This window comes from Segetibacter koreensis DSM 18137 (assembly GCF_000374045.1).
Lineage (GTDB): Bacteria > Bacteroidota > Bacteroidia > Chitinophagales > Chitinophagaceae > Segetibacter > Segetibacter koreensis.
Map to the genome: position 1 here is coordinate 1 of NZ_KB893341.1, position 15232 is coordinate 15232.

The 15232-nt window shown below is 37.7% G+C and carries 21 protein-coding genes and 1 pseudogene; all 22 read left to right on the forward strand.

Annotated elements, in window-relative coordinates:
* On the forward strand, positions 1 to 345 hold a 345-nt coding region (locus tag B154_RS33140), incomplete at its 5' end, for a hypothetical protein (RefSeq protein ID WP_033412005.1).
* Between the two features lie 342 nt (positions 346 to 687).
* On the forward strand, positions 688 to 975 hold the full coding sequence (locus B154_RS30895) for a cyclic nucleotide-binding domain-containing protein (protein WP_018615872.1): 288 nt from the start codon (positions 688 to 690) through the stop codon (positions 973 to 975).
* 375 nt (positions 976 to 1350) lie between these two features.
* The gene (locus B154_RS0118770; protein WP_018615873.1) at positions 1351 to 1827 is read left to right on the forward strand and encodes a hypothetical protein; all 477 of its coding nucleotides are present in this window, start codon (positions 1351 to 1353) and stop codon (positions 1825 to 1827) included.
* 78 nt (positions 1828 to 1905) lie between these two features.
* Positions 1906 to 2244, forward strand: coding sequence for a DUF4134 domain-containing protein (locus tag B154_RS0118775; RefSeq protein WP_018615874.1), 339 nt, complete (start codon positions 1906 to 1908; stop codon positions 2242 to 2244).
* A 12-nt stretch (positions 2245 to 2256) separates the two neighbouring features.
* Complete coding sequence (locus tag B154_RS0118780; RefSeq protein WP_018615875.1) at positions 2257 to 2565, forward strand: DUF4133 domain-containing protein; 309 nt, start codon at positions 2257 to 2259, stop codon at positions 2563 to 2565.
* Positions 2566 to 2575: 10 nt separating this feature from the next.
* Complete coding sequence (locus B154_RS33460; protein ID WP_245542622.1) at positions 2576 to 2866, forward strand: DUF3875 domain-containing protein; 291 nt, start codon at positions 2576 to 2578, stop codon at positions 2864 to 2866.
* A gap of 34 nt (positions 2867 to 2900) precedes the next feature.
* Positions 2901 to 5038, forward strand: a pseudogene (locus B154_RS30265) (TraG family conjugative transposon ATPase).
* A 19-nt stretch (positions 5039 to 5057) separates the two neighbouring features.
* Complete coding sequence (locus B154_RS0118790; RefSeq protein ID WP_018615876.1) at positions 5058 to 5429, forward strand: hypothetical protein; 372 nt, start codon at positions 5058 to 5060, stop codon at positions 5427 to 5429.
* A 50-nt stretch (positions 5430 to 5479) separates the two neighbouring features.
* Positions 5480 to 6118, forward strand: a complete 639-nt coding sequence (locus B154_RS0118795; RefSeq protein ID WP_211217517.1) for a conjugal transfer protein TraI — start codon at positions 5480 to 5482, stop codon at positions 6116 to 6118.
* A 9-nt stretch (positions 6119 to 6127) separates the two neighbouring features.
* Entirely contained in the window at positions 6128 to 6772 is a 645-nt protein-coding gene (locus B154_RS29075) for a hypothetical protein (RefSeq protein ID WP_018615878.1), read from the forward strand.
* 5 nt (positions 6773 to 6777) lie between these two features.
* Positions 6778 to 7410 carry a hypothetical protein gene (locus B154_RS0118805; protein WP_018615879.1) on the forward strand — a complete coding sequence of 211 codons (633 nt, stop codon included), beginning with the start codon at positions 6778 to 6780 and terminating at the stop codon, positions 7408 to 7410.
* Positions 7411 to 7424: 14 nt separating this feature from the next.
* Complete coding sequence (traJ, locus tag B154_RS0118810) at positions 7425 to 8639, forward strand: conjugative transposon protein TraJ (protein ID WP_018615880.1); 1215 nt, start codon at positions 7425 to 7427, stop codon at positions 8637 to 8639.
* A gap of 23 nt (positions 8640 to 8662) precedes the next feature.
* Positions 8663 to 9268, forward strand: a complete 606-nt coding sequence (gene traK / locus B154_RS0118815) for a conjugative transposon protein TraK (protein ID WP_245542623.1) — start codon at positions 8663 to 8665, stop codon at positions 9266 to 9268.
* Positions 9269 to 9270: 2 nt separating this feature from the next.
* Positions 9271 to 9564 (forward strand): hypothetical protein, encoded by a 294-nt coding sequence (locus tag B154_RS0118820; RefSeq protein ID WP_018615882.1) that lies wholly within the window; start codon positions 9271 to 9273, stop codon positions 9562 to 9564.
* A 5-nt stretch (positions 9565 to 9569) separates the two neighbouring features.
* The gene (gene traM, locus B154_RS0118825) at positions 9570 to 10901 is read left to right on the forward strand and encodes a conjugative transposon protein TraM (RefSeq protein WP_018615883.1); all 1332 of its coding nucleotides are present in this window, start codon (positions 9570 to 9572) and stop codon (positions 10899 to 10901) included.
* A gap of 31 nt (positions 10902 to 10932) precedes the next feature.
* The gene (gene traN / locus B154_RS0118830) at positions 10933 to 11772 is read left to right on the forward strand and encodes a conjugative transposon protein TraN (RefSeq protein ID WP_026260297.1); all 840 of its coding nucleotides are present in this window, start codon (positions 10933 to 10935) and stop codon (positions 11770 to 11772) included.
* A gap of 46 nt (positions 11773 to 11818) precedes the next feature.
* Positions 11819 to 12628 (forward strand): hypothetical protein, encoded by an 810-nt coding sequence (locus B154_RS0118835; protein WP_018615885.1) that lies wholly within the window; start codon positions 11819 to 11821, stop codon positions 12626 to 12628.
* Between the two features lie 19 nt (positions 12629 to 12647).
* The gene (locus B154_RS0118840) at positions 12648 to 12914 is read left to right on the forward strand and encodes a helix-turn-helix domain-containing protein (RefSeq protein WP_018615886.1); all 267 of its coding nucleotides are present in this window, start codon (positions 12648 to 12650) and stop codon (positions 12912 to 12914) included.
* A gap of 13 nt (positions 12915 to 12927) precedes the next feature.
* Positions 12928 to 13215, forward strand: a complete 288-nt coding sequence (locus B154_RS0118845; RefSeq protein ID WP_018615887.1) for a hypothetical protein — start codon at positions 12928 to 12930, stop codon at positions 13213 to 13215.
* Positions 13216 to 13280: 65 nt separating this feature from the next.
* Complete coding sequence (locus B154_RS30900) at positions 13281 to 14060, forward strand: hypothetical protein (RefSeq protein ID WP_018615888.1); 780 nt, start codon at positions 13281 to 13283, stop codon at positions 14058 to 14060.
* On the forward strand, positions 14032 to 14628 hold the full coding sequence (locus tag B154_RS0118855; protein ID WP_157580875.1) for a hypothetical protein: 597 nt from the start codon (positions 14032 to 14034) through the stop codon (positions 14626 to 14628). Before B154_RS30900 ends, B154_RS0118855 begins: the two co-directional genes overlap by 29 nt.
* A 218-nt stretch (positions 14629 to 14846) precedes the next feature.
* Positions 14847 to 15119 (forward strand): hypothetical protein, encoded by a 273-nt coding sequence (locus tag B154_RS0118860; protein ID WP_018615890.1) that lies wholly within the window; start codon positions 14847 to 14849, stop codon positions 15117 to 15119.
* Positions 15120 to 15232: the final 113 nt, after the last annotated feature.

Here is a 15232-nt window from a genome sequence, read left to right on the forward strand (position 1 = left end):
TTTTTCCTTTTATACTTATTGTTAGGGTTACCTTACGGTGCTATTCATTCAGTTCTTGCACTTGTTGCAATTATCATATTAATACTAAACCTTCACAAATACAGAAGAAGAGAAACTATTAAAGCGTGCCTATTGGAAATTTTGGGAGTTCTGTTACTATTACTCTCTCTGTTCCTGTTTTTCTATAATGATACAACACATTATAATTATGGAACATTTTATTTTCTGGTACCCGTAATTACCTTGGGCCTTTTTACAATACTTGCAGTTTCTTCCTTAATTATGAATATTGTAGCTATTTATAAAATATCTACAAAGGAGCATTTTCATAATCTCAATTCCTGAATATTAATCAAAAGGTGGCTTAAAGCATCCAGCAAAAGAAAGATGACACCTGCTTCACTTGATTAAATATTACTTATATCGAGAAATCTAAAGGGAAGCTTTTGAAAGAACAATTATTAAAAGAAGAATAAAAATTCCACGCCTTTTATATAGTTTTTATTTGTGCATCTTCCACTTATTAAGTATTGAAATTATGGTAGTTGCTACTTGAGCACGCCTATAAAATACGTTTTTTCTCTAATAATAAAAAGGTATCATTTGATACCTTTTTTCTAAAATATTGTATATTAATTTTGATACATGATGATGGAGTTGCGTGCATACTCCTAAAATGAACGAGTTATGGAAGCAATACTAAGATTGGTTGACTCCATTCAACCGGCATCCGACGAGGTCAAATTTCAACTAAGAAACGCTCTTAAAGAAAAAACGGTTGGAAAAAATGAATCTATTTTAAAAGCGGGACAGGTATCGAAATATATATACTTTATTGAGAAGGGGTTACTCAGGGCCTACTATTTTAAAGGACATCTGGAAGTGTCGGCCTGGTTTATGAAAGAGGGCGACGTAATGGTTTCTGTTTCGAGTTTTTTTTCCAGACACCAAGCAAGGAAAGTATTCACGCTTTAGAAGATGGTTTTTTATACTACCTGACTTANGAAGATCTCGAGGAGATTTACAAGAAGTTGCCTGAGTTTAATTTAGTCGGTAGGGTTATAACACAAAAGTATTATGCATTATCTGAAGACAGAATTGCTGCACTGAGAATGCTAAGGGCACACGAGCGGTATGACTATGTTTGTGAGAACTTTCCTGAACTGTACAGCGCGTTCCTTTAAAATATCTTGCCTCTTATTTGGGAATTTCAGAGATCACCTTAAAGAGACTAAGATCAAAAAAATAAGTTTTTTATCATCAAATAACTAAAGGTAAGGGAGCCATTTACATCAGTAGCTAGTCATATTAACATAATTTTTTTAGCATTCAAAAAATTAGGAGGGTAAGATGCTATCGGCTTTTTCCTGGGGCGACTTTGCACAGTGCACACTAATCATTGTATTGTGCTATTATTTAGCAATAGGGATAATATTTTACCGGGCAGAAATAACCCGGTTATTATCAGGCTTTACTCCTGCCGCCTTAGGCAATAAGAATAAGGATGTTACCAAAAGCAGCGGCGATGTTGAAGAGAAGCAAATTGAACCAGTACAGGAGACTGTCGAACAAGCAATTAAAACAAAACCGGTTGAAGACATATCAAAGGTTTATGTAGAACTGGAAGAAGCCATTACAATAGCTAAAGAGAATAATATTACCCGTGCTAAAATATTAAAAAGCCTTGGAGACATTATTAAAAAACATAAAAATACGATTGAAAACGGTGTTGCAGAGACAGTTAACCAACACATCCACTCACAACTCAATATTTACTCCTTTCAACCACTGACTGACGAAGAATTAGCGCAGTTATGGTTGAATTAAAATAGTCAAATTCATTAACCTCATTTATAAAATTAAAGTATGAAGTAATCCATTATAAACAAATAAAGCAAAGTGAGTATGAAAAGGTGCAGAGTGAATTGCTTTACAAGCAAGAAGGGTATTTTATACGCATGCTCCATCGCAGTTGGTTTTATCAGTAGCATTATCGTTTCCTTCGGTCAGGACGGCGTTGCCGGTATCCAAGAAGCGAATAACAAAGTGCGCGGATATTTTAATGCGGGAACCAACCTGATGTATGCAATAGGGGCTATTGTAGGCTTAATTGGCGCGGTGAAAGTTTACCAGAAGTGGAGTAACGGACACCAGGATACAGGCAGTGTAGCGGCGGCATGGTTTGGAAGTTGCGTCTTCCTGGTAGTGGTAGCTACGGTTTTAAAAAGTTTTTTTGGACTATAAGAAACCGCAGGCGTGGCAAGCAGTATCTATGGTATTAACAAGGGGATCAATAAGCCAATTGAGTTTAAGGGATTGAAGGCCCAGTATATCTGGTACCTGGCCGGAGGCTTGGTCGGGTTACTGGTACTGTTTGCCATTTTATATATCTCAGGAGTGAATGCTTACCTGTGTCTTGCACTAATTCTGGTGCTCGGCGCCCTGCTATTCGCCATCGTCTACAAGTTCAACAACAAGTATGGAGAACATGGTATTATGAAGAAAATGGCAGCCAGGGGTATACCAAAGGTCATTAAGATTTATTCAAGAAAAATATTTCTATAAGGATAAGAGAATGGAAAAGTTGCTGGATGATATCTACCCGATAATGGGTGTTGAGCATGATGCTATACTTTCTAAACAGGGTGATGTTACGCTTGTGTATGAAGTTGAGCTTCCTGAGATATTTACCCTGTCCCTCAGTGATTACGAAAGTTTGCACCACGCACTGATCAAAGCCATAAAGGTACTTCCCAAACATTCTGTATTCCATAAGCAGGATTGGTTTATCCAAAGCAAGTACCACGGAGATATTGAAGAAAAGCAGCAGAGTTTTTTAAGCAAGAGTAGCGACCTCTTTTTTTGAAGGCCGGCCTTACCTGAAACATACCTGTTATATCATGGTAACTAAAAAGCCGCAAGGACGAAAAGCAGTGAATTCTATGTTTTCAAGCCTGATCCACAATACGATTATTCCACAGGAAACACTGAGCGAAGAGTTGTTTCAAAACTTTGCAGATAGCGCAGGGCAGTTTAAAACAATTTTGGAAGGTAGTAGTTTGATAAAGCTAAGAAGGTTAAAAAACCATGAACTTCAGAGCCAGCAAAAAAAGGGTGGTTTACTTGAAAAGTATTGCTCTTTAGCGGAGACAGATGATAACCTGATTATTAAGGAAGTTTCTTTTGACGAAGGGATAAAGGTCGGCGATCAACATTGCGAGTTATACACGCTGGCAGATGTAAATGATTTACCATCGCTTTGCGGATCAAGAATAAACTACGACAAATACAGTACGGATAAAACAAAGTTCAGTATTGGCATGGCCACGCCTCTTGGATTACTCATGAATTGTAATCATATCTACAACCAGTACATTTTTATTGACGACGCACAAAAGACGATAAAAAAGCTGGAAAGTAAACGACTAAGGCTGCAGTCTTTATCGGCGTATTCGAGAGAAAATGCCATTGGAAAAGAGGCAGTAGACGAATTTCTAAATGAAGCAATCGGAGAGCAACGCTTACCTGTAAAGGCACATTTCAATGTACTGGTATGGAGTGAAAGTAAAGAACGGTTAAAGGAAGTAAAGAACCTTGTGTCATCAGCCTGTGCACAAATGGACGGGGTAGCAAAGCAGGAGACTGCAGGAGCCGCACAGATTTTTTGGGCAGGCATACCAGGTAATGCAGCTGACTTCCCTGTCAATGATACGTTTGACACTTTTGCTGAACAGGCGAGTTGTTTTTTGCTCCTTGAAAGCAATTACCGGTCCTCAAATACAGAGATAGCGATGCGATTGGGAGACAGGTTAACCGGAAGACCCGTTCAGGTAGATGTTTCTGATGAGCCAATGAAAAAGGGGATAATCACTAACCGGAATAAGTTTATCCTGGGCCCATCCGGAAGTGGTAAGTCTTTTTTTACCAATCATATGATAAGGTCATATTATGAACAGGAAACGCATATAGTGTTAGTAGATGTTGGTCATATAGAGGCCTTTGTGACATGCTAGGTGGCTATTACTTTACCTATGATGAAAATCATCCCTTGTGTTTTAATCCATTCTTTATTGCAAAGGAAGACAAGCCTGATACAGAAAAGAGGGAAAACATAAAGACCTTGTTAGTAACCCTATGGAAGAAGGAAGACGAGACCTTTAACAGAAGTGAATACACGGCACTATCCAACCTGCTGGCACTCTATTACAAAAAGTTAAAAAATGACCCGACTATTTTTGCCTGCTTCAATACCTTTTATGAATTTCTGCGGGATGAATTTGTGCAGGTACTGAAGGATGACAAAGTACAGGCTAGACATTTTGATGTCAGTAATTTTCTTTACGTTCTTCGGCCTTATTACAAAGGAGGCGAATATGATTACCTTTTAAATGCCACAGAAAACCTGGAATTGCTCGATGAACGCTTTATTGTTTTTGAGCTCGATAATATAAAAGATCATCCTATACTTTTTCCTGTGGTTACCATTATTATCATGGAAGTTTTTATTTCGAAACTGCGGAAGCTGGAAGATAAGCGCAAGGTGATCCTGATTGAAGAAGCCTGGAAAGCTATTGCTAAAGAAGGTATGGCAGAATATATCAAATACCTCTTTAAGACAGTTAGGAAACATTTTGGCGAAGCTGTTGTAGTGACGCAGGATGTAGAGGATATCATCAGTTCACCGGTAGTAAAACAGGCGATCATTAATAATTCAGATTGTAAAATTTTACTTGACCAGAGCAAGTACCAGAATAAGTTCGAGGAGATACAACAATTGTTAGGATTAGATGACAAGGAAGAAACGCTGGTATTATCCATCAACAAGGCGAATGATCCCAACAGAAAATATAAAGAAGTTTTTATTAGCCTGGGAGGAAAAGTATCTAAAGTATACCGGACTGAAGTATCCCCTGAAGAATACTTTACGTATACTACAGAGCAGAGCGAAAAATACCGGGTGAAACGGTATGCAGAACAATTTAGAAGTATGGAAAAAGCGGTTAGTGTACTTGCCAGTGAAATGAAATCATTGAACTAACTATTTAAAACCACAGCATATGAAACAGCTATTCTCTATCATTAGCATAGTCATTATTTCGGCTTGTAATGGCGGCGATAAAATAAAAGACTTTATTGCCGGAACTTACGTAGCAGATTATGAGCAGGAATATAGCAAGGGACATGATACGCTAATATTTAGCCCGGTTAGCAAAGAGGGAAACAGTTACCTTATAACAAGAAAAACAAGTTACAGGAGAAAAATCAAAGGTGTAATAAAGCCGAGCGAGCAAAGAAATGAGCAGATGACAGGGATATACAACGAGCAGGATAAGGTGATTTATGAAACACGAAAGGGAGAGACTTTCTCATTTAGCCCTGAAAAAAATATCGTGCTTTCAGGAACATTACAATATAAAAAAATCTATTGAGAACCTGGAATATGGGAAAGCGAGCTTTTTGCATACTAGTATTCTTTTTCGTGATCACCGAATTAAAACCGGTGCAGGCACAGGATGCAATTGCGGAGGTAATTAAAGCAGGCATCAAAAAAGCCATTAAGGCTGTTGATTTAAAAATACAGCGGCTGCAAACAAAAACGATATGGCTGCAAAATGCACAAAAAGTAATAGAAAATACGATGGCGAAAGTGCATTTGGAGGAGATAACAGGATGGGCAGAAAAACAGCGTACTCTTTATGCTGATTATTACAGTGAGCTATGGAAGGTAAAAAGTATGATAGCTTATTACGACAGGATCAGAGAGATCAGTAATAAGCAAACGAGACTGGTTGAAGAATATAAGAGAGCAATTGCTCTATTTAAAAAAGACGGGCATTTTTCGTCTGATGAAATTGCTTACATGTTAAATGTTTATAAGGGTATTTTACGTGAAAGCCTTCAAAATCTTGACCAGGTATTTCTTGTCATTCATTCTTTTTCTACCCAAATGTCTGATGCAAGCAGGTTGAAAATAATAGAGCAGGCTGCAGACAAAATAGAGGAAGTCTTTGACGATTTAAAAGTATTTAACAAGGAAAATATGATGTTAAGTTTTCAGCGTGCAAAAAGCCAAAACGAAGTTGAGGCAATGAAAAGAATGTATGGTATCGGTAATTGATTGTAGAACATGAAAGGATATTGTATCATATTACTGTTCATTACACTGGTTGTGCAATCCAACGGGCAAACTTTTTCAGAGTGGTTCAGGCAAAAAAAGACCCAAAAGAAATATTTGATTGAGCAGATAACAGCCTTGCACGTGTATGCAGGTTATCTTGAAAAAGGGTACGCCATTGTCCACGCAGGCTTAAGTCAAATCAGGAATATTGAGCACGGTGGTTTTGGTTTACATGAACGTTATTTCAAATCTCTAAAAACTATTAATTCCCGTGTAAGAAATTATAAAGTGGCAGGTGATATCATTGGTTTGAAATTGGAGATCGAAAGCATTTCAAGGACAGTTTTAAAGGAAGTTAAAACGGCGAACATGCTGAATTCAGATCAAACACATTATATAAGTGTCGTTTTCAACAAGTTGATTGAAGGTTGTGATGAAGATCTCGAGGTATTGCTTCAATTGCTTACGCCAAACCTACTTGCTCTAAAGGATAATGAAAGATTAAAAAAGATTGATGGGCTATATGACGACATGCAGGAGAGATATTTATTCGCCAGATCTTTTGCAAATACAATCAGTCAAATGCAGTTAAGCAAGTCGTTGGAAGCGAAGGAAATTGAAGCGATGCGAAAAGTTTTTGATATAAAAAAGTAGATGTTATGCGAGCTGTTATTATCCTTATTGTTTTGATCACTTTTACTTCTATCAATAAAGTAACCGCTCAATCCTATGAAGCTCAACAATTGTTGCTGGATGTACAAAAGCTTGCGCAGCTTAAGGAGATACTAAAGGATATGAAGACAGGTTATGAAATCGTATCAAAAGGATATACCAACATAAGAGATATATCACAAGGTAATTTCAATCTTCACCAGGTATTTTTAGATGGTTTGTTGGCGGTAAGCCCGGTAGTAAAGAATTACAAAAGGGTAGCAGATATTGTTAGCTATCAACTTAGCATTGTTAAAGACTACAAGGTGGCTTTTAAGCGGTTTAAACAAGATCAAAATTTTTCGCCTGATGAAATACTGTATATCGGAAAAGTATACAAAAACCTTTTTAAGCAGTCGTTAAAAAACCTGGATAAGTTAGCCATGATTATTACTGCCAGTCAGCTTCGAATGACTGATAGTGAAAGACTGGAAGCAATAGACCAGGTATATGCTGACATACAGGATAAATTTAATTTTCTAAGGGACTTCAATAATAAAACTTCTATTCTCAGCCTGCAGCGAACAAGGCAAAAAGCTGAGTTAAATTCAATAAAAGCTGTTTATGGCATAAACAGGTAAACCAAACTTCTTATATGACCAGCAGTGTAAAAATCATCTTTTGGATGATAACAAGACTTTTTTTGCCCATTCTATCAAATGGGCAGAGCCAGGGTGCTACCAACCTTGAAAGTTTGCGCGAGGTGCTGGATCAGCTGTATGTTGAAATGATACCTATGTGTAGCAAGCTGATTGGAGTAGGAAGAGCACTGGCAGCTTTTGCTGCTTTATGGTATATCGCTTCGCGCGTCTGGAAACACCTGGCAAGTTCTGAGTCGATTGATTTTTATCCGTTGTTCCGGCCATTTGTTATGGGGTTTGCTATACTGATATTTCCGTCTGTGCTGACCTTAATTAACGGAATCATGCAACCAACAGTAACTGTCACTTCCGGAATGGTAAAGAGTTCTGATAAAGCTGTCGAGGTACTATTACAGGAGAAAGAGAAAGCGATAAAAAGTTCGGATGCATGGCAAATGTATATCGGCGAAACAGGACAGGGAGATCGTGCGAGGTGGTATAAATATACTCACCCTGAAGATATCAATGGGGCTAAAGAAGGAGTACTGGCAGGTATTGGCAATGACCTAAAATTTGCCATGGCAGCGACAGGATATAGTCTCAGAAATACAATAAAGGAGTGGATCTCGGAAGTGCTTGAAATGGTATTCCAGGCAGCAGCCCTTTGTATCAATACCCTTCGCACATTTAACCTTATCGTACTTTCTATATTAGGCCCCCTTGTTTTTGGCCTCTCTGTTTTTGATGGCTTTCAGTATACGTTCCGGCATTGGCTTGCCAAATATATTAATGTTTTTCTCTGGCTTCCGGTGGCTAATTTATTTGGAGCTATCATAGGAAAGGTAGAAGAGAATATGCTGAAACTCGACTTGTCACAGGTCCAAAACACCGGGGATACTGTTTTTAGCCGTACTGACGTCGGTTATTTAATCTTCATGATCATCGGCATCGTAGGCTATTTCACCGTACCGGCAATTGCTAATTACATAATGAATGTTGGCAGTGCAAATGCCATCGGGTATAAGGCAAACTCATTTATCAACGATGCCAGCGGAATGGCGGGTTACACTGCAGGTGGTGTGGCCGGAGCTGCAGGAAACAAGATGCAGAAGGCTGTAAAAAACTTATGGAACGGGGGAAAGAATTCTATGGGAGGAAATACAGGTATCAGTGGCAGTTCTGGAGCAGGCGCGAGCCAGTATCAATATGATAAATTATCTGGTAAATAAACGGAAAAGCTATGTTTCGGCAAATGAAAAATATTGACAGTGCATTCAGGTATGTAAGGACGTTTAGTGCAGCGTTCATTTTATCCTGCGCCTCCTTATCCGGCTTTATCATTTATAAATGTTACCGGTTGATCGGTTCGTATGAATCGAAGGTGTATATACTGGCAAATGGGAAAGCTTTTGAAGCGCTAGCTGCAGAGCGACAGGATAACATTGCTGTCGAAGCAAAAGATCACGTAAAAACATTTCATGAATATTTTTTTACCCTTGATCCTGATAATAAAGTTATCGAAATGAATATTTCAAAAGCCTTGTACCTGGCAGACGTGTCTGCCAAAAGGCAATACGAGAACCTGAAAGAGAACGGGTATTATACCAATATTATCGCCGGGAATATCAGCCAGCAAATAAATGTAGACAGTGTTTATATAGACCTCAAACAGTACCCGATTTATTTCAAATGCTACGCTACAGAAAAAATTATTCGCTTAACAAGCATAGTACTTAGAAGCCTTATAACAGAAGGTTACCTGCGGAGTGTTAGCCGTTCAGAAAACAACTCCCACGGATTTTTAATAGAGCGATGGGAAACGCTGGAGAATAAAGATGTAAAAACAGAAAATCGCTAGTTATGTTAGTGCTACCGACGATTATAGAAAAAAAGCAACGACAGTTTGCAGATTTTTTGAAAGAAAAATCAGCCACATGTAGCAGAAATTTTTTGGTTGCAGTGTCTATACTGTATTGTTCGTCTTATTGTGTAGCTTGTTTATATATAGGTATTTCAGCTTTTCAGCACAGTAACAATACATTCGTTATTCACCCTATTGCTGTTAGGCCAGGGCTGTATTATTATAAAAGAGCAGATAGTGCCCTTAGTCCTCAAAAAACTACTTCTCCAAATCATATTTCAATTCTAAAATAATATTTATGAAACGCCTTGCAATAAGTCCAGCTAATAAAGCAAAATTTTTAAGACAAAGAAGGTTTTTTCTTTTTTTACCTGTTCTTGTACTACCCTCTGTTTGCGTTCTCTTCTACTTATTAGGAGGTGGCTCAAACACGGTCAAGGCCGAAGAAAAAAACAGTACTAAAGGATTAAACACAAGTCTTCCAAATGCCAATATAAAAAAAGACAGTTGGAGCAAGATGCAATACTATGAACAGGCCGACCAGGACTCTATAAAAAGAGATGAGCGCATCAGAAACGAAAACGCTTACTCTTCCAATAGCGCTTTACAGCCTTCCGAAAACAAGACTGATTCAATTAGTGCAGTACACATTAGGCCGACATCTTCTTTGGGCAATTCGACGTTACTTTCTTCGACTGTTGGTCGAGGGGATGCTGATGAGGAAGCAGTAATGGCAAAGCTTGCCCAAATCGATAAAGCAATGAATGCATCTTCAAACAAAATAAAAGATTTGCCAATAGATACAAACTATACAGGAAAACATGTGGATGGTAATAACAACGATGAAATTAAAAGACTGGAAAAGTTGATGAAGATGGCTAATAGTAAAGATGACAGTGATGAAGAAATGAATCAGTTAAACGGCATGCTTGATAAGATTATGGATGTACAACACCCGGAAAGGGTAAAAGAAAAAATCCAGGAAGAGCCTATCAAAAATAAGCAACAGGTATATCCCATATCCATGGTTTCCAATGAAACACCTATTACACTTTTGGAAACAAAAAATCGAAATAGTGTGTCATTCGATTACAATAAAGGCGACACTAATGTTAGGCTACGCAATGCTTTTTATTCTTTGGATGAACCTGATTTTACTCCAGAATCCAACAATGCTGTCCCTGCCGTAATAGATGAAACGAAAACGGTTACCAATGGCTCTACTGTTAAATTAAGAATTGGCCAGGATGTTTACCTCGGAGGGCTCTTTGTTGCCAAAAACACTGCTGTCTTTGGTGTAGCACAGCTCAATGGTGAAAGACTGCATATTTTGATAAACAGTATTCGCTATGATAATTCCATTTTACCTGTTTCATTGACAGTGTTTGATCTGGATGGATTGGAAGGTATTTATATACCGGGCGCAATCGCTGAAGAAGTGATTAAAAATTCAACAGACCAGGCAGTGTCAGCAATTGGTATTGGTCCATTGGATCCATCTTTAAAAGCACAAGCCGCAAACGCCGGGATAGAAGCAGCTAAATCTTTGCTCAGTAAAAAAGTCCGGTTAATAAAAGTCACTTTAAAAGCAGGATACCAGCTTTTATTAAAAGCTAATAACGCTTCTTAACAACACTACGACTCTTCTAAATCTTCAACTTATGAAACAGTATATAATAGGTTTGATACTAATCATATTGCAACTCAACAGCTTTAGCCAGGACGTGAAAAGATTTGTCTCTTTTATGGACCCATATCTTTTGCAAATCACTTATAATAAAACGACCAACCTGGTCTTTCCCTATAGTATTAAAAGTGTGGACATGGGAAGCCCGGATCTATTGGTGCAGAAAGCGAAATATGCTGATACTATTTTACAACTAAAAGCAGGAAGAGAAGAATTTAAGGAGACTAGTTTAAGTGTAGTAACAACGGACGGAAAACTGTATTCATTTCTGGTACAATATGCCACTTCTCCGGTCAGGCTAAATTATTTATTTAACACTCAAACCAATTCAACTGCTCATCTACTTCACCAAAAACACGTTGATAATGAACTGGATTTCTTACTTAATGCAAAAAATATAGCCAGCAATAAAAGGTTTATTCATGGGGTTAGAAAGGAAGATTATAAAATGTATTTACAGTTGGATGGAATATATATAAGTAACGAGCATATTTATTTACAACTACAATTAAATAATACTTCGAACCTTCCCTACAAGATTGAAACACTTCGTTTTTTAATCAGGGATAAAAAAGCATCTAAGCGAACAAGTACACAAGAAATTGAACTAAAGCCTGTTTATACCTATGGCAATACTAACTGCATTAATAGCAAAAGTAGCCAACGATATGTTTTTGTATTGCCTGCGTTTATGATAGATAATTCGAAATACCTGGTTTTTCAATTAAGCGAAAAGATGGGAGGACGTACCATTGGTTTGAAAATCAAGGACAGGCATATTTTAAAGGCAAAAAGTATTGATACAAGCAATTAAATCGATCAATTAAACCAAATCTACTATAAACCTAAAATCAATTTTTATGAACGCGGAAAATGTAGAGTACCTGCAAAAGAGCTTATTTAACCTCGGCTTTGGCGACAAATTACACGAGGAATTAAAGGGTAAACTACAGCAAAATGTTCCTGAGTTTACCCTTAAAACAGAGGCGAGTTTTAACAAGGAAAAACTGGAAGCAACCCTTTATTTTAAAAAATCCGAGTCGGTCGATAAATACTTTTTTAATAAGTATGACACCTCTCTGAAGTCAGATTTTTTCCCGGAAAGAACCCATACTTTCTATGTAAACAAAGGTTCAGCAGTAACTTTTAAAGAAGCATACAACCTGTTGTCCGGAAACGCCGTTCAAAAAAATCTTATCAATAAAGAAGGCGAGCAATACAAATCCTGGCTCAAGCTTGACCTCAATCAAAAGGATGAAAATAACAACTACAAGATGGACAGGTACCACCAGAACTACGGGTTTGACCTGAAAAAAGAATTAGCCAAATATCCTATCCGGGAGTTAAACAATTGTGACGCCCTCGAAATGCTGGTAAAATCGCTGGAGAAAGGTAACCGTCAGTCTGTAACTTTTGAAAAGAACGGAGGTGAAGAAAAGTTTTTTATCAGGGCCAATCCTAAAGAGCGAACAATAGATGTTTTCGATAATCATCTGAAACCACTTCAGGCAGAAACACTCAAAGCAAAATTCGGTTTAGATCATGCAGCAAAAACCGACGGTGAAAACAACCAGGATTTGAAAAAGGATATGGGCAAGCAAAAGGAATTAGGCAAGGATGAAAGTAATGTTACGGCACGGACAACCAAGAGCAGGCGGATGTCTCACTAAAATGATAAAATCAAATTGTATGGCAGTTGAAATAATTACGAGGGAAGACCTGCAACATTTCCGGCTTCAGTTATTAAATGACATCCGGCAACTTATTACACCTAAGCAACCGCCACCGGTTAAACCGTGGCTTAAGGCAAGTGATGTAAGAAGGCTGCTAGGTATCTCAGCCGGGAAGTTACAGGCACTCAGGATTGCAGGGAAACTTCATTCTTCTAAAATTGGCGGTATTCATTATTACAAATATGAAGACATACAACAACTATTGGAATCGCAAATCTCGTGATCTAAAACCGGTTATGGCAGCTATTGACCAAATCATAAATTTCTATGTTTCTATTAAAGATGACAGGAGAATAACCACCAGTCACATTAGTATCTATATGGCCCTTTTTAGCTATTGGAATATGAATAATGGTCAAAACCCGGTATTTATTAACCGAAATAGTATTATGAAGATCGCAAAAATCAACGGCTTGGGAACGTATCATAGGTGTATGAAAGAACTCACAGAGTTTGGTTATATAGAATATAGTCCTTCCTATCATCCTGTACTAGGTAGCCAGGTTTGTCTCAAGCAACTTTAGTAAGGAAATGAATTCGTCTTTTTCTAAATAGCCTTAATATAATTTTTTGGACTTTAATAGATGTAATGCCAAGGATAAGAACGATAAAGCCTTCCTTTTGGAAAGATCAGAAACTTGGCAGAATGAAACGTGATGTAAGATTAATGTTCATTGGTCTGTGGAATCTGGCAGACGATGAAGGTGTTGTCTGTGCAGATTCCTGTATAATAAAATCTGAACTGTTTCCTTTCGATGAAGACCTACGGGTTAAAACTATCAATGAATGGATTGCCCAGCTAACGGAAGCCCTTATGATAATACCCTTCACTTTCAATGGTGAAAGCTATTACGTCATTCGCACTTTCAAAGCCCATCAGTCCATCAATAGGCCTCTGGAGTCTAAAATTCCATTGGAAATCATTCAGAATGTACTCACTGAACATTCACTGAATACTCACGGAGTAATCACTGCTGGAAAGGAAAGGAATGGAAAGGAAAGTAATAGGAAGGGAAAGGAAGGCGATGAGCTTTTTTTTAAAAATCCTTTTTCAGAAAATTTTTTAAAAGAATGGGATTTATGGAAAAAATTTAAAAAAGACGAATTGAATTTTTCTTACAAAACGGTTTTAAGCGAACAGGCTGCAATTAACGAACTGGTCAATTTAAGTAAAGGAGATGAGGCCGCGGCGAAAAAAATTATTCATCACTCAATTGCCAATGGATGGAAGGGATTTTTTGAATTAAAAATTGAAAGCCATGGAAATTCAAAAGGCTACCGAAACCCAGTTGGGGAAGACGAATCCGTACAGGCAGCATTCGCAAAAATTGATAGAATGTGTGATAAAGATGGACCTGGCGCAGGTTAAAGCAGAGGCAAAAATGGATTTTGTAAGCCTTGTTAGTGACTTAATGCCTGCAGGCAATCCAACTTATCTTGGAGTGATTAAATATCCTATGATTAAAAGTTTGCTGGCTGAACTTGGTAAAAAAACAATGCTTAAGGTACTCTTTCTTTTGGTGAAAGATTTCTGTAGCAGCGTTAATGTTGTAAGGAACATGAACCAGGATCAGATGATTGAAACTGCAGCAATGCTAATTGATGAATGCGATAATTTTAGATTGGAAGACTATGCCATGATGTTTAGCATGGCAAAAAGAGGAGAACTGGTTAAAATTATGGATAGATTAGACATGTCAGTAATAACTCAAATGCTGGATGAGTACTGGAAACGGCGAAATCAGGCAGCGTTGAAATTGGAGGAAAATGAAAGTCTGGACTCATTAGGGCCTTCCTGCCGCATTGAAGATGCCCTTCATCCTCTGGATGCTAAACTTGCTAACTCTGTTGACACCCTAACAGGTGCTTTTGGAGATTTAAAGAATAGATTGATGGAATGGCGTGAAGAAAATAAAAATGAAAGTAAGTTGGAATAGAAAGTAAAACAGAAAAAAAGAGAACCAAAAGAGGCAAAAGTTACATGAGCAATTTTTAATAATTACTTTCTAATAAAAGATATACGTTCTTAAGCATACAAATCAACAAAGTTTTCAAAAGTTGTAAGAACATCTTGAATTAGGAGGGACAAGTGGGAGCAATTCTTTAAAAATTTTATAAAACCAATTGCAGAAATAATTCAACAAGGAGGCCTAAAATGAGTTACAACCCATTTGACGAGCTATCACGCGAACTTGCAGAAATAAAGGACCTTCTACTTAAGTCCGCCCCACCAACCAGGGAAGATAACCTTCTGCAAACTGAAATTATTGATACTGATACTCTTTGCTATCGGTTAAATATTACCGAACCCACAGCTATTCGTCATCGAAAACGCGGAACTATTCCGTTTTTACAAATTGGTAGTGCTATTCGTTATAATTGGCCTGCAGTAGTTAAAGCCTTAGAAAATAAGAAAAAGTCAAGGTAGGAATTTTTTTCTGGCTGGAAAGGACATTAACCAGAAATATGGTTTCTCTCCCTTCTCTGGATATTTCGTTGAAGTTGACCAGTTGATTTCGTGGCAAATTCAACTGCATGACA

Bases quoted from the DNA above. Each gene is read 5' to 3' on its own strand.
- B154_RS30895 (WP_018615872.1), top strand. From the start codon at position 688: ATGGAAGCAATACTAAGATTGGTTGACTCCATTCAACCGGCATCCGAC.
- B154_RS0118770 (WP_018615873.1), top strand. From the start codon at position 1,351: ATGCTATCGGCTTTTTCCTGGGGCGACTTTGCACAGTGCACACTAATC.
- B154_RS0118775 (WP_018615874.1), top strand. From the start codon at position 1,906: ATGAAAAGGTGCAGAGTGAATTGCTTTACAAGCAAGAAGGGTATTTTA.
- B154_RS33460 (WP_245542622.1), top strand. From the start codon at position 2,576: ATGGAAAAGTTGCTGGATGATATCTACCCGATAATGGGTGTTGAGCAT.
- B154_RS0118790 (WP_018615876.1), top strand. From the start codon at position 5,058: ATGAAACAGCTATTCTCTATCATTAGCATAGTCATTATTTCGGCTTGT.
- B154_RS29075 (WP_018615878.1), top strand. From the start codon at position 6,128: ATGAAAGGATATTGTATCATATTACTGTTCATTACACTGGTTGTGCAA.
- B154_RS0118805 (WP_018615879.1), top strand. From the start codon at position 6,778: ATGCGAGCTGTTATTATCCTTATTGTTTTGATCACTTTTACTTCTATC.
- traJ (WP_018615880.1), top strand. From the start codon at position 7,425: ATGACCAGCAGTGTAAAAATCATCTTTTGGATGATAACAAGACTTTTT.
- traK (WP_245542623.1), top strand. From the start codon at position 8,663: ATGAAAAATATTGACAGTGCATTCAGGTATGTAAGGACGTTTAGTGCA.
- B154_RS0118820 (WP_018615882.1), top strand. From the start codon at position 9,271: ATGTTAGTGCTACCGACGATTATAGAAAAAAAGCAACGACAGTTTGCA.
- traM (WP_018615883.1), top strand. From the start codon at position 9,570: ATGAAACGCCTTGCAATAAGTCCAGCTAATAAAGCAAAATTTTTAAGA.
- traN (WP_026260297.1), top strand. From the start codon at position 10,933: ATGAAACAGTATATAATAGGTTTGATACTAATCATATTGCAACTCAAC.
- B154_RS0118835 (WP_018615885.1), top strand. From the start codon at position 11,819: ATGAACGCGGAAAATGTAGAGTACCTGCAAAAGAGCTTATTTAACCTC.
- B154_RS0118840 (WP_018615886.1), top strand. From the start codon at position 12,648: ATGGCAGTTGAAATAATTACGAGGGAAGACCTGCAACATTTCCGGCTT.
- B154_RS0118845 (WP_018615887.1), top strand. From the start codon at position 12,928: ATGGCAGCTATTGACCAAATCATAAATTTCTATGTTTCTATTAAAGAT.
- B154_RS30900 (WP_018615888.1), top strand. From the start codon at position 13,281: ATGCCAAGGATAAGAACGATAAAGCCTTCCTTTTGGAAAGATCAGAAA.
- B154_RS0118860 (WP_018615890.1), top strand. From the start codon at position 14,847: ATGAGTTACAACCCATTTGACGAGCTATCACGCGAACTTGCAGAAATA.